The 21,953-nt window shown below is 31.6% G+C and carries 19 protein-coding genes and 1 other RNA gene; 4 read left to right on the forward strand and 16 right to left on the reverse strand.

The window, feature by feature from the left end; genetic code table 11:
- Positions 1-471: 471 nt before the first annotated feature.
- The 14 genes from N2251_RS03715 to N2251_RS03780 all read right to left on the reverse strand — a co-directional run bounded on the left by N2251_RS03715 (position 472) and on the right by N2251_RS03780 (position 17,010).
- Positions 472-969 (reverse strand): DUF6368 family protein, encoded by a 498-nt coding sequence (locus N2251_RS03715; protein WP_512701088.1) that lies wholly within the window; start codon positions 967-969, stop codon positions 472-474.
- Between the two features lie 205 nt (positions 970-1,174).
- Complete coding sequence (locus tag N2251_RS03720; RefSeq protein ID WP_068706524.1) at positions 1,175-1,651, reverse strand: hypothetical protein; 477 nt, start codon at positions 1,649-1,651, stop codon at positions 1,175-1,177.
- Between the two features lie 169 nt (positions 1,652-1,820).
- Positions 1,821-2,078, reverse strand: a complete 258-nt coding sequence (locus N2251_RS03725) for a Txe/YoeB family addiction module toxin (RefSeq protein WP_068706532.1) — start codon at positions 2,076-2,078, stop codon at positions 1,821-1,823.
- Position 2,079: 1 nt separating this feature from the next.
- The gene (locus N2251_RS03730; RefSeq protein WP_068706531.1) at positions 2,080-2,334 is read right to left on the reverse strand and encodes a type II toxin-antitoxin system Phd/YefM family antitoxin; all 255 of its coding nucleotides are present in this window, start codon (positions 2,332-2,334) and stop codon (positions 2,080-2,082) included.
- A 220-nt stretch (positions 2,335-2,554) separates the two neighbouring features.
- On the reverse strand, positions 2,555-2,980 hold the full coding sequence (locus tag N2251_RS03735; RefSeq protein ID WP_260585369.1) for a hypothetical protein: 426 nt from the start codon (positions 2,978-2,980) through the stop codon (positions 2,555-2,557).
- Positions 2,981-3,157: 177 nt separating this feature from the next.
- Positions 3,158-3,706 (reverse strand): hypothetical protein, encoded by a 549-nt coding sequence (locus N2251_RS03740; RefSeq protein ID WP_260585370.1) that lies wholly within the window; start codon positions 3,704-3,706, stop codon positions 3,158-3,160.
- A 6-nt stretch (positions 3,707-3,712) separates the two neighbouring features.
- Positions 3,713-4,183: a hypothetical protein gene (locus N2251_RS03745; RefSeq protein ID WP_260585371.1), complete on the reverse strand. Its 471-nt coding sequence runs from the start codon at positions 4,181-4,183 to the stop codon at positions 3,713-3,715.
- Between the two features lie 562 nt (positions 4,184-4,745).
- On the reverse strand, positions 4,746-6,167 hold the full coding sequence (locus N2251_RS03750) for a TolC family protein (RefSeq protein WP_260585372.1): 1,422 nt from the start codon (positions 6,165-6,167) through the stop codon (positions 4,746-4,748).
- A 19-nt stretch (positions 6,168-6,186) separates the two neighbouring features.
- Positions 6,187-9,435 carry an efflux RND transporter permease subunit gene (locus tag N2251_RS03755; protein WP_260585373.1) on the reverse strand — a complete coding sequence of 1,083 codons (3,249 nt, stop codon included), beginning with the start codon at positions 9,433-9,435 and terminating at the stop codon, positions 6,187-6,189.
- Positions 9,436-9,458: 23 nt separating this feature from the next.
- Positions 9,459-10,541 carry an efflux RND transporter periplasmic adaptor subunit gene (locus N2251_RS03760; RefSeq protein ID WP_260585374.1) on the reverse strand — a complete coding sequence of 361 codons (1,083 nt, stop codon included), beginning with the start codon at positions 10,539-10,541 and terminating at the stop codon, positions 9,459-9,461.
- A 129-nt stretch (positions 10,542-10,670) separates the two neighbouring features.
- Positions 10,671-11,132, reverse strand: coding sequence for a hypothetical protein (locus N2251_RS03765; protein WP_260585375.1), 462 nt, complete (start codon positions 11,130-11,132; stop codon positions 10,671-10,673).
- 439 nt (positions 11,133-11,571) lie between these two features.
- A complete protein-coding gene (locus N2251_RS03770) occupies positions 11,572-12,759 on the reverse strand; it encodes a tyrosine-type recombinase/integrase (RefSeq protein WP_260585376.1) in 1,188 nt (395 codons plus the stop codon).
- Between the two features lie 102 nt (positions 12,760-12,861).
- Positions 12,862-15,306, reverse strand: coding sequence for a TonB-dependent receptor (locus N2251_RS03775; RefSeq protein ID WP_260585377.1), 2,445 nt, complete (start codon positions 15,304-15,306; stop codon positions 12,862-12,864).
- A 3-nt stretch (positions 15,307-15,309) separates the two neighbouring features.
- Positions 15,310-17,010 (reverse strand): M23 family metallopeptidase, encoded by a 1,701-nt coding sequence (locus tag N2251_RS03780; RefSeq protein ID WP_260585378.1) that lies wholly within the window; start codon positions 17,008-17,010, stop codon positions 15,310-15,312.
- Positions 17,011-17,159: 149 nt separating this feature from the next.
- On the opposite strand from N2251_RS03780, the gene N2251_RS03785 reads away from it, so the two are divergent.
- The 4 genes from N2251_RS03785 (at position 17,160) to rny (ending at position 19,529) form a co-directional block, all read left to right on the forward strand.
- On the forward strand, positions 17,160-17,450 hold the full coding sequence (locus N2251_RS03785) for a hypothetical protein (RefSeq protein WP_260585379.1): 291 nt from the start codon (positions 17,160-17,162) through the stop codon (positions 17,448-17,450).
- A gap of 12 nt (positions 17,451-17,462) precedes the next feature.
- Positions 17,463-17,750 carry a cell division protein ZapA gene (locus N2251_RS03790; protein ID WP_260585380.1) on the forward strand — a complete coding sequence of 96 codons (288 nt, stop codon included), beginning with the start codon at positions 17,463-17,465 and terminating at the stop codon, positions 17,748-17,750.
- Between the two features lie 55 nt (positions 17,751-17,805).
- A non-coding RNA gene (ssrS, locus tag N2251_RS03795) (6S RNA) lies at positions 17,806-17,914 on the forward strand.
- Positions 17,915-17,963: 49 nt separating this feature from the next.
- Positions 17,964-19,529, forward strand: coding sequence for a ribonuclease Y (gene rny / locus N2251_RS03800; RefSeq protein ID WP_260585381.1), 1,566 nt, complete (start codon positions 17,964-17,966; stop codon positions 19,527-19,529).
- 54 nt (positions 19,530-19,583) lie between these two features.
- Here rny and N2251_RS03805 read toward each other — a convergent pair whose 3' ends face one another.
- Positions 19,584-20,315 (reverse strand): hypothetical protein, encoded by a 732-nt coding sequence (locus tag N2251_RS03805; protein ID WP_260585382.1) that lies wholly within the window; start codon positions 20,313-20,315, stop codon positions 19,584-19,586.
- Positions 20,316-20,769: 454 nt separating this feature from the next.
- A complete protein-coding gene (locus tag N2251_RS03810) occupies positions 20,770-21,942 on the reverse strand; it encodes a T9SS type B sorting domain-containing protein (RefSeq protein WP_260585383.1) in 1,173 nt (390 codons plus the stop codon).
- Positions 21,943-21,953: the final 11 nt, after the last annotated feature.

Raw genomic sequence — 21,953 nt, forward strand, 5'->3', positions numbered from 1 at the left:
AATTCCGCGATATTTATTTCAGTTTTTATAAGCCTCTAAATTTTAAATATTTTCTAAATTATTGAATTTTAGCAAAATTTCAATTCTACGTTTTCAATTCCGCGATATTTATTTCCATTTTTATAAAATTCTAAATTTTTCAATATTTTCTAAATTATTGAATTTGAGAAAAATTTTAATTCTGCGTTTTTAAATTCCGTAATATTTATTTTCAGTTTTTATAAAATTCTAATTGTTGAAATATTTTCTAAATTATTCAATTTTAGTAAAACTTTAATTCTACGTTTTTATTCAGTAAAAATGGTTTTCAGTATTTTATTTTTCCGAGTTTTTGGCAACGTTGATGTATATGGTTTGTTGCGTGGTTTAAGCACTAAAGTTAGCAAATAAAAACCGAATAGAAAATCCGCGAGGATTTTCGTAAGTAGGCTAGAACTAGCAATAAATTATATACGGTGTTACCACACGTTTTTATTTCGGAATGTAGAATTTTTTGTGTTCAATCCAATTTCTTAAAAACTCTTTGTCGGCTAAATGCGTGAACCAAATTCGGTCATTTTCAGTTTCATATTCCAGTTCTATTATTTTTCCGCCAATTTTAGAAACGAATTCTTTTATCTTTTCTCTATTTCCCGTAAAATCTGGGTCAATTGCTGATGAAAAGTCAACTAAACCACTTTCAATTTCTAAAATTTCCGACATTAATTCCGCAATGAATTTATGTCCATATTTTTGGTTAGTCCAAGCCATAAATCCGATATAGCACTTTGGAACATATCCAATTTTATTTATAAATTCAGTTTTTGATTCCGTGTCAAAATCTTCATCATCTTCAGCATCCGAGTAATAAATTCGGAATGGATAATTTTCTCCGTGATACTCCACGATTAAATCATAATCTAAATCGCTTTCTAAACTTAATTTAAATTCTCCACAGGATTCAATAGTTTTTTTAATCCGATTTGTCAATTCTATTGATAGATATTCTTTGAAATAAATCAGATTTGTAAATCCTCCCATAATGTTGCTCTCAAATGTGTGGTAACGTGTTTGTGTATGATTTATGGCGTTTTAAAGCACTAAATTTAGTAAATAAAAACCGAATAGAAAATCCGAGAGGATTTTCGTAAGTAGGCGAGAACTAGCCATTAATTATACACGGTGTTGGCAATAGTTATTTTTCTTCTTTATATTTCAGTTTTTCAAGCTTTTCAAATTCTTTTTTATTGACTTTTCTTATTTTTTGATTTCTATCACAAAGACTTGTCGTGTAATCAAATTCATTTTTTGTTTTAGAAGAAAATTCATTAGATTTTCTCGCATAGACTAAATAAGATTTTCCCATTTCAAAACTGTATCCGCAACTTGCATCACTTTCAGCCGAAGCGATTTCAATAATCTCTTTTTTTACTTTTCCTTTTATAGTTTTAATAATTTCAAACTCATAAATTATCGGATTTCCAGAAAACATATATTTTCCGTTGTTGAATTTTTTTGTACCAATGACTGTTCCGCTAATAATCAAATCAGCTTGAATAAATGCTTTTTCAACTTTTTTCGCTAAAGATTCATTTGTTTCAATACAGCTACAAGCAAATGTTTTTGTAAAAGAAAAAGTGAAGATTAAAATCAGTAAATATATTTTTCTCATAACCTTGATTTCGGTTTTTAATTATTGCCAACGGTTTTGTGTATGATTAGTGGCGTGTTTTAAGCATCTAATTTAGTAAATAGAATCTGAATAGAAAATCCGCGAGGATTTTCGTAAGTAGGCTTGAACCAGCCATTAATTATACACGTTGTTGCCAGCAGTACTTTTTTCAGTCGTAATGAAATCTGCATTTCGCAATTAATATTTCTCCTTCTTTATATTGGTAAATCAGTCTATGCTCACTATCAATTCGTCTTGACCAAAATCCAGCGTATTTATGTTTTAGAGGTTCAGGTTTTCCTATTCCATTAAAAGGATTTCGAGCGATGTCTTTTAGAAGTTCATTTATCTTCTTCAGCTTTTTCTTATCGGTTTTTTGCCAATATAAATAATCCTCCCAAGATTCGTCAACGAATATATACTTCATCTTAATTTTCGATTAGATCTTTGTTTAAAGTCATTCCGCTTTTTAGTTTGTCAATCGCAGAATCTAATCGTGTTTCATTTTTTCGAGAAGAAAGTTCGTGATTTGTAGCCATTAAAGAATTGTATTCTTGTAATGACATAACTACAATTCCAGAATCTTTTCCTCGGTTTATAATTAAAGTCTCAAAGTTCTTAGCTACTCTGTCCAAGTAACTTTTAATATCCTTTCTAAAGTCAGAAACAGTTGCTATTTGCATAATATTGTATTTTTTAAAGTACAAATATACGTACGAAATATGATGTATGCAATTTTTTCCGTATTGCTGGCAACGGTTTTGTATATAGTTTGTTGCGTGTTTTAAGCACCTAATTTAGCAAATACAAACTAAATAGAAAATCCGCGAGGATTTTCGTAAGTAGGCTAGGACTAGTAATGAATTATATACGGTGTTGGCTGCTGGTTTTTCCTTTTTTATTTCACTGACATTCTATAACTTCTAGCCAAGTTACAGGATATTTTAATATTGAATTGTTTCTCTTTTCATATATATAAATCTCCTTAAAAACCTCTGAATTCTCCAAAATTTTAAGTTTTCCATTCTTTTCAGAGTTTTTAATGTTTTCGTCTATTAATTTGTTTCTATAAATAATTATTTCAGAAAGAGTGTTAAAGGTGAATTTTTCAATTTCATTTTTTTTCACGTTCATTAATTCTGATTTTTTATTATACTCAAAATAATTTCCATTAATATAGAAAGTTGTATTTCCGTTTTTTTCAATTATTTTCCTGTTCTTCTCATTTATAATCTCATTATTCAAATTGTATGAGATATTCACAATATTTGTCTTTTGAGAATAGCTATTTATTGAATAAGTTAATAAAAGATAGAATATAATTTTCATAATTAAATTTTAATCAGAGGATCTTCCTCTACTTGCTGCCAACGTGTTTGTATATGGTTTGTTGCGTGGTTTAAGCACCTAATTTAGTAAATAATTACCAACCAAGAAAGTCCGCGAGGACTTTCGTAAGTAGGCGAGAAGCCAGCAATAAATTATATACGGTGTTGTATGCAGTTTTTATTTTAATTTCTCTTTTTGTAATTCCACAATTGTTTCTAATATTCTTATTAATGGTTCAAGAAGCATTCTTTGTGACTCTTCAAAGTGTTTTTCTCCGTGTTGCATATTACATCTAACATTATAAATCGTACTAACAGAAGCTTGAGCTTTAATTGTTGGATTCTCATTTTCTAAATTATTCATCAATTCAATGTCAATATCTTTTTTTGAAACTCCGTCAGCAAGATTTATGTGAAAAATATCGTTTCTAATTAAATCTGCAATTATATTAATATCCTCAAAATTATTATTCTCTTTTAATTTGGAAACTATATCAGTAGCAGAATTAAAATCAACTACTAATTTAGTGGCTTTTTCGAAATCAGAGTATCTAGATTTAGTCAAATTATTACTTGCTTTCATTTGTTTGATAGATTCATTGTAAAGCCTATTGTATAATGTATACAGAGCTGTGTATTTGTCGAATAAAGTGCCTAAGTCATCATTTTTGTATGATGAAATTTTGGTTGTCCAAGTTTCTATATATTTTTTTGTTTCCTCTGTCATTACTTATTAATATTTTATTTCTTTTGCTCTTTGTAATATGCAATGATTCTTATAATTATTTTGTCCTGAATTAGCTATTTGTGTTAACCAAGTCATTCGTGATGTTCTTATTTCATCATTATTTCCAATATCTATCATATTCATTATTTCAATATTTTCAATAGGTATGTTTTTTCTTAAAATAATGTTTTGGAATGGTTGAGTCCATTCTACTCCTGCTTGTTTATCTTGTATTATTTCTTTGGAAGTAAAATTATTTAACTTTTGAGGGAATTTTAGAAATACAATAGTTTCAGTATCATAAATTTCAGGTAGTTGTTCTAAAGCAATTGCTAATAAAATTGGTAATTCACCAACTCTTGAAACGAAAATTTTCCCTTCTTTAGAATGGAATCCATTTATTTTAATTCCCTCCCAATTTTCTATTGTTGTAATATGATAAAAGGTCGCTTCTTCTTGGTTTAGAAAGGTATTCATAGTTTTTGTTTAAATTGCATACAACGTCTCCGTATATGAAATGTAGCGTGTAAAAAGATAATATTGTTTCGGATTATACACGAGCCGAATTTTTATTTTTTCTATTTATCTTTTATTCTCTAAATATACAAAAATAAAAATTTGGCGGACTCAATAAAGAAGCAAAAATCTCTCGGAAAGCCTATAATAGCTATGTTTTATATACATTGTTGTGCATAGTGCTTTTCACGTTTAGCTTGGTTTTCCGATGTTTGTTATTTAGTTCAAATGTGAGCGCTGGCAAGACATACTCTTTTGCAATTTTTGGCGTAGCGTTGGCTGTAGCTAATTGCAAATGTGTATGGCTTTAACGGTTGGCATTTCCACCAATTCCTTTATTCAATATTTCTTTAACCAGTCCGAAAATCATATTTTTCACATCTTCTTTAAATTTTTTCTAGTAATTTTTTACTCATAGTATAAATGTAATACCAAATTCTAAAGATATATTCAATTAACAGACTTTCAATAAAAAAGGCGCATTTTTTATAAGTTGCGCCTTTTGAAGTTAACTTAAAAGTCTCTAATTCCAGCCACCACCAAGCGCTTGGTACAATTTTACATTAGCAAGTAACTGGTCGCGTTTGGTTTCTATAATTTCAATTTTAGAATCCAAAGTTTCTCTTTGTGTTAGTAATACTTCGGTGTATTCAGCCCTTGCAGATTTAAAAAGTAATAAAGACAAGTCAATAGATTCTGTTAATGCCTTGACTTGTTCTTCTTTAAGTTGAAAACTTTTATTCAATTTATCTGTATTTGATAATTGGTTGGCGACTTCCATATACGCATTTAATATGGCACGCTCGTACTCAAAAACAGCTTGCAATTGCTGATTATTTGCGGTATTATATGCTGCTTTAATAGCATTTCTGTTAATTAATGGCGACACCACATCGCCAACCAATGAATACACTAAAGATTCTGGTGTGCTGGTTAAAAATTTAGGATTAAAGGCCTCTAGACCTATACCTGCTCTAATACCAAAAGACGGATAAAAATTAGATCTTGCAATTTTAACGTTCAGCTTTGAAGCTGCGAGTTCTAATTCGGCTTGCCTAATATCTGTTCGATTTGCCAATAGTTGTGAAGGCACACCAATATTAAGAGAGTTTATAGGTGTTTCCATAAAAGCATTAGAATTACGTACAATAGATTGCGGATACCTTCCAACGAGAAAATTAATAAGGTTCTCAGTTTCTACAATTTTTTGTTCTATCAGAAACTTATTGCTTTGATTTTTATACACATCTGCATCAAAACGTCTCACAGCTAATTGTGTAGCACGCGCAGCTTCCTTTTGCAGTTTTACCATTTTAAGTGCATTTTGTTGCAACTCTAAATTTTGCTCAATGATTTCCAATTGATTATCGAGTGCCATTAATTCGTAATAGGCACTTGCAATTTCTGAAACCAGTTGCGTGACCATAAAATTCTTGCCTTCAACAGAAGCTAAATATTCTAAAACAGCAGCTTTTTTTCCGTTGCGTAGCTTTTTCCAAACGTCCAATTCCCAAGAAGCAGATAATCCTGCTTGAAAATTTGCTAAGGGTTCTGGAAATTCTTCATCCTCACGTATATTCAGATTATGTTCAACAGCTCCATTTCTTGTAAATTCGCCTACTTTTTCAACTTCTGCACCTGCAACGATATTAACGGAAGGTAAATATTCTCCTGTTTTCGCTTGAATTTCATTCTGCGCCATATTTACGCGCTGCAATAAAATATTAAGCTCTTGGTTGTTTGCCAAAGCCGAATCTATCAATGTTACCAAATTAGGGTCTGAAAAGAAATCTTTCCATTTTACAGTTGCCATAGTTGTAGAGTCTGTTGTTTGATTATCAAACTGCTCTGGTATTGCTTTATTTTCCTCTCGCACTATTTTAGTTGGTACACAAGCATACAATGAAAAGAATGCAAAAATGCCAACAACTAATTGTTTTTTCATCGTTATGATGTTAATTATCCTATTCATTTTTATTCTTTTTTTTCAATTTATTAATCAGTTTTTTCAATTTGCTAATACTCTCGGTATTGGCTTTGGATTGTTTTTCTGCTTCGCTATTTCTAATAAAATTTTCGGAAAGTGGCTCAAAAGATTCATCTTGAATAAGACTTTTGCCTTCTGCCATTTTTGCGAAAATGTAATATAAACCAGGAATAATAAGCACTCCGAAAAGCGTTCCAATTAGCATGCCTCCTAAAGATGAACCTCCAATGGTTCTGTTTCCAATTGCACCTGCTCCAGAGGCAACTACCAACGGAATTAATCCTGCAATAAAAGCAAACGACGTCATTAAAATAGGTCTAAAACGTGCTTTTGAACCTTCAATGGCTGCTTCTAAAACTGTTGCACCTTCTCGCTGTTTTTGAACTGCAAATTCTACAATCAAAACTGCATTTTTTCCTAAAAGTCCAATAAGCATTATTAATCCTATTTGTGCATACACATCATTAGATAATCCCATAATTTTTAAAACGAAAAACGAACCAAAAACCCCTACTGGTAGTGATAAAATCACTACGAAGGGCAATAAGAAACTTTCGTATTGTGCTGCAAGAACGAAGTACACAAATATGAGTACCACGATAAAGACATATAAGGATTCATTACCTCTACTGGCTTCATCAAAAGACAAACCTTCCCAAGCTACATCATATCCATTTGGTAATTCCTTTGCTGCAACTTCCTTAATCGCATTTATGGCATCACTACTGGTAAATCCTTTTGCTGGCAAACCTCTAATGGATGCTGAGTTGTAAAGGTTATACCGTGTAATTTCGTTAGGCCCTAATTTCTTTTCCACCGTCATAAAAGCAGAATAGGGTACCATTTCGCCACTTTCATTCTTCACAAATAATTTTTCTAGATCTGAAGGTAAACGACGATATTCTGGCGCAGCTTGGGTGTAAACCTTAAAGAAACGACCAAAACGAATAAATCCTTGTTCATAGGTACTACCAATTAAAATGTTTAGGTTTTGCATTGCTTTATCGATGGAAACGCCTTTTTGCATCGCAATTTTATTGTTGATTTTCAACTCATATTGCGGATAATTTGCAGAAAAGAACGTGAATAACCCTGTCAATTCTTCACGTTTAGACAAGGCTTCCATAAACTTATTATTGATGCCTTCAAACTGATGATAATCGGTAGAGTTGGTTTTATCCAATAAGCGCATCGCAAATCCTCCCGAAGAACCAAAACCTGGAACTGCTGGTGGTTCAAAATACTCGATGATTGCACCTAAATCTTTAGTTTCCTCTTCCAATTCTTCCATAATTTCGTGAACGGAATGGTGTCTGTCTCCCCAAGGTTTTAGATTAATCAAACAGGTACCAGCGTTAGAACCACGACCTTCGGTCATAATTTCGTAACCTGCTAATGAAGTTACTGATGCCACACCTTCGGTTTCTTCACATATTTTCTGAAGTTTTTTTGCCACTTCATTAGTGCGCTCTAAAGTTGATCCGGGTGGTGTTTGTATAATGGCGTAAATCATTCCTTGGTCTTCGTTAGGAATAAAACCAGCAGGAAGCGCTTCGTTGGTTACATAAATTCCGAAGCAAAAAGCAGCCAAAATCCCAAAGGTAACAATACGTCTTGCCACAATTTTATTCAGAATTTTTACATACTTTCCAGTTAATCTTTCAAAACCTTTATTAAACCAATTAATAAATTTATCTATGAGTGACTTTTTCTTTTTTCCGTGGGTATTCTTCAATAACATCGCACATAAAACTGGTGTTAATGTCAATGCGACAATAGCAGAAATCACAATTGCACCAGCCATTGTTATTGAAAATTGGCGATAAAAAACACCTACTGGACCTGTCATAAATGAAATGGGTATAAACACAGAAACCATTACAAAAGTGATTGCTATAATGGCTCCACCTATTTCTCCTAATACTTCTGATGTCGCTTTATATGGTGTAAGATTTTTTTCTTCCATCTTTAAATGGACGGCCTCTACCACAACAATGGCGTCATCGACCACAATACCAATGGCGAGAACCAATGCAAATAGGGTAATTAAGTTAATAGATAAACCAAAAAATTGCATTACGAAAAATGCACCAATTAACGACACAGGTACCGCTATAATTGGAATTAAAGTAGAACGCCAATCTCCTAAAAATAAAAATACGACTATCGCAACCAGAATGAAAGCTTCAAATAGCGTATGCAATACCTGCTCAATAGATGCATCTAGAAATTTAGATACATCATAACTTATTTGAAAGTTTACATCTGGTGGTAAATCGACTTTAAGCTCTGCTATTTTTGCTTTTACTGTCTCAATAACATCGCTACCATTACTACCTAGCGTTTGTTTTAGCACGATGGAAGCTGAAGGGTTTCCGTCTAAATTAGAATAAATATCAAAAAACTCACTTCCTAATTTTACATCGGCAATATCTTTGAGCTGTATCATTTCGCCTTCTTCATTGGCGCGAATGATAATCTCCTTGTATTGGTCTGGCTCGTTATATCGGTCCTGGTAGGTTAATACATATTCTAAAGATTGCGAGGTCATACCAGAACTTTGTCCCAAACGTCCTGGTCGTGCAAGAATACTTTGCTCTTCCATAGCTTCTAATACTTCTTCTGCGGAAATATTATACGCACGCATACGGTCTGGTTTTAACCACACACGCATCGCATATTTTCTACTTCCTAAAATTTGTGCACTCGCAATTCCATTGATACGCTGAATTTCTGGAATAACTTTAGTGTAGGCATAATTATAAAGAAATTTCTCGTCGTTATTTTTATCTGTGCTAGACAAATTTACATACATTAACATACTTGGTTGTACAGGTGTGATAATAACACCTTCACGTTGTACCAATTCTGGCAACAAAGGCATTACTTGGTCCACACGCGTTTTTACTCTAACAACAGCTTCATTTGGGTCTGTGCCAGGTTCAAAAATAATACGAATTGTTGCTTCTCCAGCACTTGTAGCATCAGATGCGATGTAGCGCATATCTTGCACTCCATTAATAGCAGTTTCTAAAGGAATTAATGTAGAATTAACCAATACTTCTGCACTCGAACCTGGATAGGCAATAAAAATATTTACCGTAGTTGGTGCAATTTGCGGGAACTGTGAAATAGGCAATTGCTTAATGGCAAGACCACCTATAAACACAATCATAACCGAAATGACAATTGCCAAAACGGGTCTTTTTATAAATTGTTTAAACATGTTTTCTTTGGATTAGGATTGGATTACTCAGCGTACAAGTCTAACGATTCCAAAACCTTTTTTGGTTCTTCAAACTTGGTATGGATTTCTTCATTGTTCTTAACCATCCTAATGCCTTCTAAAAGAATGGTATCGGTTTCTGAAAGTCCTTTGCTAATTACATAGATATTTGGCAACTCTGCGCCAATGGTAATCTCACGTTGTCTTACTTTATTTTCCTTATCTACTATAAAAACGTAGGTTTTATCCAAAACTTCAAATGTTGCTTTCTGCGGAATCAAAATCACATCCTTAAAGGGTACTGTCATTAATATACTTCCTGTTTGGCCATGTCTTAGAACTCCATCAGGATTTGGAAAGGTTGCACGAAAGGCAATATTTCCAGTTTCATTATTAAATTCGCCTTCAATTGTCTCAACGATACCTTTTTGATTAAACTCACGGTTATTTGCCAATAGCAAACGCACTTCTTCTTTATCATCTTTATGATCGTTCATCATATAATCTAAATACTGCGCTTCAGGAACATTAAAATATACCCACATTTTACTGTTGTCTGAAAGTTTGGTTAATAATTCGCCTTCATCCAAAAGACTACCTTCTCTCACTTCAAGATGGTCCATAATACCATCAAAAGGTGCTTTGATTTGTGTGAAGCCTAAATGGGTTTGTGCTAATGAGACTTCGGCTTTCGATTTGTCATAGTTGGCACTTGCCATTGCTAATTCATTTTGAGAAACCACGTTGCCATCTGCCAATAATTTGGTGTTCTTCAATTCAATTTCTGCGACATTAGACTCTGCTTGTGCTTTCTGCAATTCCGCTTGATAAATGTTAGGCATAATTTGGAACATAGCCTGTCCCTTTTTAACGTTTTGTCCTTCATCTACTGAAATGCTCTTTAAATAGCCTTTTTCCAAAGCTCGTACTTCAATATGCCTAATAGCATGAATTTGACTCACATAATCTTTAGTGATTGTGGTGTCTTTTTTAATGGGATTGGTAACAAGAAATGCTGTGTGTTCCTTTTTTTCTTCTTTTTTTGATTCGCAACTTGTTTGGACTATGAGCATAAACAAGCCCATAAGAATGACTAATTTTTTCATAAGTATGAATTATTGGGTATATTAAATGTGTTGAGTAAGTCTCTATTTAAGACGAACTGAAAAAATAAAAATTAATTTAAAATAGAATGTGTAAACCCAATTTTAAGGTTGTCTACACTGAAAGAAGTATCAGATAATAAATACCTGAAATTTGACATGAAGTCGTGTGGAAGTGGAATCGAAATGCGAAACATAGCGAATAACATCTTTTTGTAGTTCTTTAGACATCGCACTTAATGGCTCTGAACTAAACATAGCAACGATGTATCCATAAAATGAAGTTAACTGATGTTTAGAAGGTTCTTCATTTGTTTCGACCTCTTCATATTTAAGCAACTCTATAAAAAGAGTGTTATCCTCTTTTTCTTTTGAAGTTTTAATAAAGACGTTTTCTGAAGATACCTGAACGTCATTTTCATCATTTTGAATCTGCTCATAAAAATTATCGACACCAGAAACTGGCAACGTATTGCCATAAATATTGCTTGCTCCTGTTAGAAACAAAAACAATAGTATTGGTATGTAATTTTTGAGATTCAAAAAAATGCTTATTTGGGGTGCAATATTATATAATTTTTTTGATATAGTCAAAATAATGTTTCTTATTTCTTTTATGAAGTTCAAGATTTATGATAAACTTAATTTTAGTCATTAAAAATCCTTTAACATTAAAATTTTAATAGACGTATTTTAATTTTCATTCTGTTTTCATTCTTTCTTTTATCGATAATGTCGCGCGTTGGCTAAAACAGCTCTTTTGGTTTTTTTAGCGTTGGCTTCTGTGTTGGCAAAAAAACCAAATGTGCTGTTTGTACGGCTGGCTTTTTTAGTTCAAATGTTGAATTTTAGGCACGATTTCCGCATTATGCACAACTCGTTATATAGAGAAATAACTTCCTCTTTTTTATTAAATAATTCCAGATAAAAGGAACTTTTGTTCTTGTTTATCGGTTCTTGAAAAAATATTTCATAGCAATAAAATGTTTTTTTAAGAGCCACTAATATATAAAAATAATTGACGCTATTTTTCTTAAACCTTTCTAGAGTTTAAAAATTGTTCTGATTCTGAAGTGTTTTTTTGTAGGCTCAATAATATGGTATCTAGCGGACTTTTTATTTCTAATAAATCTTTTTTAGCTACATGTGTATAAATCATCGTTGTTTCTGGTTTTGCATGACCTAATAATTCCTGAATATGACGTAAACCAATACCGTTTTCTAATAAATGCGTAGCATAACTGTGTCTTAGTGTATGCGGAGTAACATGTTTTTTTATGTTGGCAAGTCGAGTAGAAGTGTGCAAGAATTTACGAATGCTACTTTCAGAATATTTTGTTCCGGTTGGGCTTTCAACAAAAAAACGCTTCGGTACATAAGTGCTAATATAATTCTGCAATAAAGGTAAAAAACTGTCTGCTAAAATTACATATCTGTCTTTTCTTCCTTTTCCGTTTTGTACAAATAATTGTCTTCTGGCAACATCAATATGTCTTAACTCGAGTTTCGTTAATTCTCCAATTCGCAATCCGGAAGAATATAACATCGCTAAAATAGCGCGATGTTTTAAGTTTCTGGTAACTTGTAATAACGTTACAACTTCTTGTTGTGATAAAACGGAAGGTAGTTTCCTCGAGGTTTTAGGTCTTTGTAAAGTAAGAGATTCAATATTACAAGCAGGATAATAAACAACAAACAATTTTAAAGCACTTATAAATTGTCGTTGCGAACTTATACTGTAGTTTCTGGCAATAAAAATAGCTTCAATAAATAACTCAACATTCTTATTGGTGAGTGATTCGATAGGTGCAGGCTGACTAAAATCAATAAAATCAGCAATAAAAGTAAAATACGTAAGCACCGTGCTTTCACTGTAACGCTTACCTCGCAAATACTTTACATAATTCCGAATTATTTCTTTGTTCTCGCTTGTAAGTTTACGTTCCGTTTTTACACCTCTGTGATATAATTTTTTAGTAACCGATTCATCTACTTTAAAATCAGTAGTATCACTTAGTAGATGTTGTACGTCAGAAAATGTTTTATCAGTAAAAGTGCTAACCCATCCTTTTAAAGTTTTACTCCAAGTAAATTTTTTTAAGCTCTTAATATGGTTAATTATTACATCATCATATTTAAAAGTAAGTAATAAAACTACTTTTTTTCTATGCAATGTTTTTTTTACAGAAATAACTTTTTTTTGTGCTGATTCAATTTTCATATACTACCAAATATACAAAATGATTGATAATATTATGCGTTTAATATGTGTTAAGTTGTTTTTAATCAATTGTTTGATTTATGTGGATTGCTGATTTTAATTTTAAAATTGCATCCCAACTTTAAAATTTAAAACTCTACCTGTCATGTAATTCGGAATTCCGTATTGTTGTTTGCTGTAGGCATCACGAACCCAAGTATTGGTTATCGAATTTCTGATGTCAAATAGATTAAAAAGTTCTAAACCAACTGTCAGTTCTTTAAAATTACGTAAAAAACCAGTGGAACGTTTTTTATTGACATCCGTAAACACATAGGATATTCCTACATCGGCACGCTTATAATCATTTAATCTGTTTTGATACTGATAAACATCTGAATAAGCAGGAGATCCTCCTGGAAGACCTGTATTATAAACAATATTTAAATAGGCTTTTAAATCGGGTATGTTAGGCACGTAATCCTGAAATAAAACGCCAAATTTTAAGCGCTGATCGGTTGGCCTGGCAATATACCCTTGATTATTGATGTTTTCTTCGGTTTTTAAATACCCAAAACTCACCCAACTATCATTACCGGGCACAAATTCTCCGTTTAAACGAATATCTAATCCGTAGGCATAAGCATCAGTTACATTATCTGCTCTATAACGAATACGAACATTATCTACCGAATACGAATTTACATCAGATAAATCTTTATAATACAACTCGGTTGTTAGTTTAAAAGGGCGTTGCCACATGGTAAAACTGTACTCATTACCTGCAACTAAATGAATTGATTTTTGGGCTTTTACCTTCGGATTAATAGTACCGTCATAACCTCTTAACTCTTTATAAAACGGAGGCTGAGAATACCAGCCACCTGAAATTCTAAACAACATATCTTTGTCCCAATCTGGTTTGATAGCAAACTGAGCTCTAGGGCTAAATATAAATTGATTTTCAGCGCTTTCATTAGCTGTTTTTACACTCCAGTTGTGAGCACGTACACCAACATTCATCCATATTTGATGATTTTTCCAATTACTTTTTTTACTGAATTGTAAAAAACCCGAAATACGATTAATATCTACATCATTATCCGCTCTAACGTTATTAAACGCCTCAATTGGTCCTGCAAAAGGTTCATAAGGTTGATTGTTACCAGTATGGTTTGGCGGACGCACAGTGAAACCTAAAGAATCTATCACTTCCCATTCACGTATACGATCTTTTATGTTTTCTGTTTGATATTTTACGCCAGTTTTCCATTCGTTTTTACCATCTTTTAAAGTGGCTTTAAGTTGAATGTTGCTTATTAAGGCATCTAAATCGTTCCGAGCATGGTTAATTTGCGACCCGATTCCTTGTGAAAAAGCAACTTCGCCAAAATTTTCAGAACCAATATTACTATCCACTTCTCCTAAGTTATAAGAAGCGGCAATATCAAAATACTCTTCTTCTTGAGTATTAAAAGAAGAAATGGTTCCTGTAATTTTTAAATTATCATTTACTTGATAATCGGTAGAAAAAGCACCAAAAAGTGTTTTAAATTGATCTTTTTCTTGTCCTTGATAATAAACAATTAGTTCTAACGGATTTACCAATGTACCAAAACGTGTTTTTCTTGTTTTGGGTTGATAATTATAATTGTTTAGAGAGAAGTTGCTTAAAAAATTGAAAGTAACTTTATCGGTTGCTTTGTAGGTTAAAAAAGATTGTACGTCGGTAAAAGTTGGTTTAAAATTTACAGCTACTTGCTTACTGTTTACAAATAAACTGTTATCACGATAACGAACACCAACAATGGCACTTAACTTGTTATTTAAAAAAGTGTCTTCTATCGTAAAACTTCCGCCTAATAAACTAGCGTCTAGTTGCACACCAAATTCAGTTGGTTTACGATACATGATATCTAAAACAGAAGAAAGTTTGTCGCCATATTTGGCTTGAAATCCGCCTGCGGAAAAATTAATATTTTGCACCATTTGCGGATTGATAAAACTTAGGCCTTCTTGTTGCCCCGAACGTATTAAAAACGGACGATATACTTCTATGCCGTTTACATACACCAAGTTTTCGTCAAAATTACCACCACGAACATTATACTGTGTACTTAATTCGTTATTGTTACTAACACCTGGCAGCGTCATTAAAATATTTTCTACACCTGCGTTGGCGCCTAATATTTTCTGAACTTTTTTTGTGTTGATTTTTGTAATTCCTCGTGCTTCTTTTTTTTGATTTTTGATTTCAATTTCTGCTAATTCTTGTGTTTTAAAATTTAAAGTAGGGGAGAAGTTATATACTTTTTTTCCTCGTGAAGTAAATTTTTTGGTCACGGTTTTGTAAGAAACATGGCTAAAAGTTACGGTAACTGTTTTACGCATCGGTATGGTAAAACTATAATTTCCATTAGCATCTGTTGTGCTTCCTTTGGATAAATAAGAAATAGCAACCCCTTCAATAGGAGCATTAAATTTATTGGTAATAACCCCTTTTACGATGGCTTTTTTTTGAGCGAAAATTAATGAAGGGAATAATAGTAGCAGGAGTATTTTTTTCAAAATTTAAGTGGTTTGCTTTTTAAAAAACGTAGTAGTTATTGTTTTGGTATTGCCAACATTATCAGAAACAACAAGTTTAAAAATATGTTTACTACCGATTAATTTTTTATCAGTAAAATTATAAGTAAGTATTCCTTTTTTGTGGTTGTATTCCATTAAAATCCAAGTTCCATCAATAGAAGCGTTGTAATTTTTTATGCCAGATTCGTTATCTTTAATCTTTACTTTTAAAGTGTTGTTTTTCGAAAGCCATTGTCCGTTTTTAAAATTATATAATTTAATATTAGGCTTAACAGTGTCGTATAGTAAGGTGTATTTTCCTAAGGATTTAGTAGTTGTATAAACTTTATCTATTTTCTTTTTTGTACTTGTATATCTAGGATATTTAGGATTGGTAACATTTGCAATATATACTTGCTGTTTTTGTTTGTCATTTAAAAAAGAAGTACCAAAAGTTATTGTATACCTTTTATCGAGCGGTACAGTAGGTTTGTGTATTTTAACAATGCCTTCATTAATTGAAAAATCAATGAAGCAATCCTTATAAAACGTGTTTTTAGGAAATGCAACAGTTACATTGTTAAGCGTGTATTTTTGAAAATTTTTGGCAATAATTTTATAATTTGTAGTGTCTTTTTCTTTGTAAACTAAATTACTTTCTACACCTTTAATAGGTATTTTAATAGCCGTCGTATTGTTTTTTAAATCTTTCGCAATAATTTCAACATTATAACTAGCACCATTTTCAATACTAATTTTACCGTTATTTACTAAATCTTCGTATAAATTTAATCGATTTGCAGCTACTTTATGTGTTTTTTGTATTCTGCTTTTATACGTTTTATAATGTTTATAGTCAATTAATAAATTAATGTACTTACTTTCTGCAAAAGAAAAAGTTTCAACATCGTGGTAATATACTCTGCTACCATTTACTTTCATTTCAAGACTGTAAATTCCGTTTTTATTTAAAGCTTCATCTAGTCGATCGAAAACACTAACTCCAAAACCAATAACACCACTAGCGGTAATGCGTTCACTTACAAACTTATTTACACCTGTTTTTTTAAATGAAATAATTGATTTTAAACTCGAATTATTTATTCTTGACTGTTCATTTAAAGGATACGCAATTAGTTTTTGAAGTGTAGGCGAGGTTGCATCTTTAGGGTTTATGCCAAAAAGTAGTGGATTTATAATATGTTCGGTTTTGGTATTTCTAATTTCATAATGTAAATGTGGACCGCCAGATCCACCAGTATCACCAGTGTAACCAATAATTTGTCCTTTTTTTACAGGAAACTCTTCTTGCTTAGGAAATACGTTACCTGTATGATAGTTCTTTTTTTGGTATTGAATTTTTTTCACATATTTCTGAATACTTGCTTCAAACTCTTTAAGGTGTGCATATACAGTTGTATATCCGTTAGGATGTTTAATGTACATGGCTTTTCCGAATCCATATTGCGATACTTTTATACGAGAAACATATCCGTTTGCAGGTGCGTAAATAGGGATGCCTTGTTTTCCTTGAGTTTTTATATCAATTCCAGAATGAAAATGATTGCTTCGTAATTCACCAAAAGTACCCGATAATATAATCGGTATTTTTAAAGGTGATGAAAAGTAGTTTTTAGGATATTGCTTTTGAGCATTTCCGGTGTAAAAAAAGAATAGAAAAATAAGAGAAAAAAAATATTTCAAATCATAGCGGTTTTAAACAAAAATACTAAAAATAAGCCAAATAGTTAGAAGGCTTAAAATCAGTTGTTTTAGTAAAAAACGAAAAAAGAGTTGCTATTTAAATTCTATATTAATAACTTTGTAGATATAGTTTTATTCTCAAGAAATAAATGAGTACCCCTTTAGAAGCAATTCATTTACTGGAAGATAAGTTAAAAAACATACTTTCGAGGTATGAGTTTTTAAAAGAAGAAAACCAGATATTGCTTCAAAATAATGGGAAATTACAACATTTATTGCAAGAGAAATCGCAAGAGTTAATCACTAGGCAAGAAGAATATAAATTGCTTAAAATTGCTAAAACTATAGCAGGCAGTAACGAAAATACAAGAGAAACAAAGCTCAAAATAAATACTTTAGTTCGAGAGATTGATAAATGCATTAATCTTTTGAATTCATAAAAAGTTCTTTACATGGCAAATATTAAAGTTAATGTTGTAATTGCAGGAAGAACGTACCCGTTGAGTGTTAAAGACACAAATGAAGAGCAAGGGATGCGTAGTGCAGCAAAAAATATTAATGATTTAATTGCTAAGTTTGAACAAAGTTATGCAGTTTCTGATAAACAAGATGTATTAGCAATGTGTGCATTGCAATTTGCATCGAAATCAGAAATAGTATCTTTAGAAAGTGCTAAAGAAAATACTGAAGTAATAAATAAAATAAATGAATTAGCTAACTTGTTAGATAAACATTTATAACGTTCTTTAAAATAAATTATTAATATACTGCCTACATTAGTACATTGTTTGTTAAACTCAACACTATTTATTTAGAAAGGATGAGTCTTGGTTCGTAAAGCAAGCCGATTTTAGATCGGATCCTTGATAAGCCAGTTAGTCCTAAACCTGTTTTTTCGGAGTTTATAAAACCCATATTAATGTAGGCTTTTTTTATACAATCAAATTAAAATTATGGATGGAATATTATTTCCTGTATTAGCAGGAATTATAGGATTAGTAATAGGGTTTATTATTGCTAAAATATTAGAGAAATCTAATGCAAATAAGTTAATACAAGAAACAAAAAAGCAAGCCAGAAATATTGTAAAAGAAGCGAAAGTAGAAGCGGATGCAATAAAAAAAGATAAAATATTACAAGCGAAAGAAAAGTTTATCGAACTAAAATCTGAGCATGAAAAAGTTATTTTTTCGAGAGAAAAAAAGATGTCTGATGTTGAAAAGAGAATAAGAGATAAAGAGAGTCAGGTTTCTTCTGAATTAGATAAAAATAAAAAATTAAACAAATCTGTAGAGAAAAAAGAAGCAGATTTTGATTATAAATTAGATTTTTTAGATAAAAAAGAATCAGATTTAGAAAAACAACACAAACGTCAAGTAGATATGTTAGAGCAAATTTCTGGCTTATCAGCAGAAGATGCAAAAACAGAATTAGTTTCGTCGTTAAAAGATGAAGCAAAAGCAGATGCAATGTCGTTTGTACAAAACGCTGTTGAAGAAGCTAAAATGACAGCACAACAAGATGCTCGTAAAATTGTATTAAATACCATACAAAGAGTAGGAGTTGAGCAAGCTGTTGAAAACTGTGTTTCTGTTTTTAACTTAGAGTCTGACGATGTTAAAGGTAGAATTATTGGTCGTGAAGGACGTAATATTCGTGCTTTAGAAGCCGCTACCGGAGTAGAAATTATTGTTGATGATACACCTGAAGCAATTATTTTATCTTGTTTTGATCCTGTTCGTAGAGAAATTGCTCGTTTATCAATGCATAAATTAGTAACAGACGGAAGAATTCACCCAGCGAGAATTGAAGAAGTTGTTAAGAAAACAGAAAAACAAATCAGTCAAGAAATTATAGAAGTTGGTAAACGTACTGTTATAGATTTAGGAATTCATGGTTTACATCCAGAATTGATTAAAATAGTAGGACGTATGAAATATCGTTCTTCTTATGGTCAGAATTTATTACAACACTCGCGTGAAGTAGCAAATCTTTGTGGTATTATGGCATCAGAAATGGGCTTAAATGCTAAAGCTGCTAAACGTGCTGGTTTATTACATGATATTGGTAAAGTGCCAGAAACAGAAAGTGAATTACCACATGCTTTATTAGGAATGCAATGGGCAGAGAGGTTTGGTGAAAAGCCAGATGTATGTAATGCTATTGGAGCTCACCACGACGAGATTGAAATGAAGAGTTTATTATCTCCTATCGTTCAGGTTTGTGATGCTATTTCAGGAGCAAGACCAGGCGCACGTCGTCAGGTATTAGATTCTTACATACAACGTTTAAAAGATTTAGAAGATATTGCCTTCGGATTTAGTGGTGTTCAAAAAGCATATGCTATTCAGGCAGGTCGAGAATTAAGAGTAATGGTAGAAAGTGCTAAGGTAAATGACACTAAAGCAGCGGAATTATCATTTAATATTTCACAAAAAATACAGAATGATATGACGTATCCAGGGCAAGTAAAAGTTACTGTGATTCGTGAAACAAGAGCTGTTAATGTTGCTAAGTAATAGTAATTAATATTATAAAAAAATCCTCATCAATTTTGATGAGGATTTTTTATGCTATCTATTTCTTTTAGACCTTCCTTTTTGCTCAGGTGTTGTTCTTTTTTTATGGTATTTTTTTGAGTAATTTTTATTTTTACGTCTTTTTAAAAGCTTACCTCTTTTTCCTGTTTTTGCATTAGGAACAGCTCTGTAATAAAAGAATTTTTTATCCTCTCTGTACTTTCTGTAATTCTTTCTAAAGTCTCTTTTGTAAAAATAAGCATCATCATAATTAAATATGCTTCCAATGTTAATATCAATATCTATACCTCCATTGTTATAGTATACATCATCTTCATAATGATCGTTATATCTTACATGTCCATAAAAACGAGGGTTGTTCCAACGATCATAAGTAATATTTAAATTTCCTACTTTTGATAGTTTTCCATATCTGTAATCTATATATATACTACCAATTCGTTTTACATTTCCTCTAGTATCGTAGTTGATAAAAGTGTTTCCAACTCGTCTTACTCGACCTCTGCGATCTCTTTCTATACGAACTCCTTTGTTGGTTTTAAAGCGTCTTCCATTATAATCAGCATATCTGGTGTTTTTATAGTGTGTATTAAAATCGAAATCTCCATTTAAAAATACATGGAATTGTACATCTCTTTCAATAAAGGTAACAGCATCGTTGTAACGATTGGTAACCCCAATTTTACTAGTTGACTTATTTGTGTTTTCAGCATTTACAAATGTTAATGACATTATTGCTGCTAATAAAAGTATCCCTTTTTTCATAATTGATAAATTTAGGGTTATGCTTACTCTATATGCTTTTCGGCTTCCGCGTTTGATTAGTAATTTTCAAATAGCGTGCCAAAAAAATAACTTAGAGTTTGTAATTATACTTGTAGTTTGTTAATGTATTGATTTTAATAGTTCTACGTTTTGTGTTTATTGTGTAGATAAGTAAATTTTAGATTATTGATTAAAGGGTTTATTTTATGATATCTACAGGATTTGAGATGTAAATCTGTTTTAGTCTAGCCCTTTTGGAGTGTTAATTTCGTATAAAAAAGTAGCATCTGATTGCCTGGTCGAGCGCAGTCGATATCTTAATTAGTAATTATGCTCTGATCTCTTGAAAAATACGTTTCTATTTTTAACAAAAAATATTTCTGTTGAAAATAATGCTCGAGGTGAGAATACGTTTATTTTGTGAATTTTTAACGACTGCTTAAAATAAATACTATTATCTATGAATATAAACCCATCCTTTTTTTAATTTTCTATATTTATTTGGAGAATCACCAAGTTCTAAATAATAAAAATAGGTAGCTTCAGGAAGTTTGGTTTCTTTTTTGTAAGTAGCTCTTCCTTCAGAAGTACCATTCCAATCGTTCTTATAATTTTCTGTTTGATAGACGATATTCCCCCATCGATTATAAATTACTAATTTGTTGTTTGCAAATTCTGTAATTTCATCGAAAACCAAAAACTCATTTTTACTGTCGCCGTTAGGAGAAATTAATATATTATTGGTGTCTTCAGGAACAATTTCATCATCATAAATTGTACCTATGGTAATTACTTCGTAGTTATTTGGTATAAATACTGCGGATGTAATTTCTCCGCTATTTAAATCACCTGTAACATTTAAAACATTTAAGTTATCCCATCTGTTTTCAGCTATGTTCCAACCAACAACGGTTAATAATGCAATGTTATCAGTAATTGCCATAATATCACTTCTATCATTCCATGTTAAAGTGGTTCTTGTTTCTTTGGTACCGTTTAAATCCCAGTATTCAACAGTACTAATATTTTCGAGTAATACTTGTTTTTGACTGGTTAAGAAGTTTGTAGGAAAAGTACTTGGGGCATTTGGGTCTTCATAAAAATAAGCACCTTTATAAAGATTGTAATTGCTTTGATTATCAATTTTCATTGGGCGAAATAGATCACCATCTCCAATAGGAAAAGTAAAGTTGTCACTTCCGTTTCCTTGTACAGCAGCATAGCCATTAACATGTCTTAAATCATCTTCACCAGCATAGATATTATAATCTATAAAGTCGAGTGAAATATTTACATCATTTCTAGGAGTAATTACAGATCCGTTTATAAAATCTAAATCGTTTCTTATTCCTAAAGAGTTTTGTAGTTCTAAATTATTTACAGCATCGATTTCTACATTAAAAAAAGTAATGCGGTTTGCACCAGAAATAATACGAGTTTCAGTATCGGCATAAAAGCCAGCAAAACCGGTATAGTTATCTAACAATCCGTTATTAACAACATCGGTATGAAAACCTATTTTGGCATCATTGTGTAATTGCATGTTGCCTGAATTATGAAAAGCTGTTTGAGAAAATATAAAAAAAGAAGTAAATAAAAAATATAACGAGATAAAAAATAACTTCATAGTACTTGTTG

Source organism: Tenacibaculum haliotis, assembly GCF_025215075.1.
Classification (GTDB): domain Bacteria; phylum Bacteroidota; class Bacteroidia; order Flavobacteriales; family Flavobacteriaceae; genus Polaribacter; species Polaribacter haliotis_B.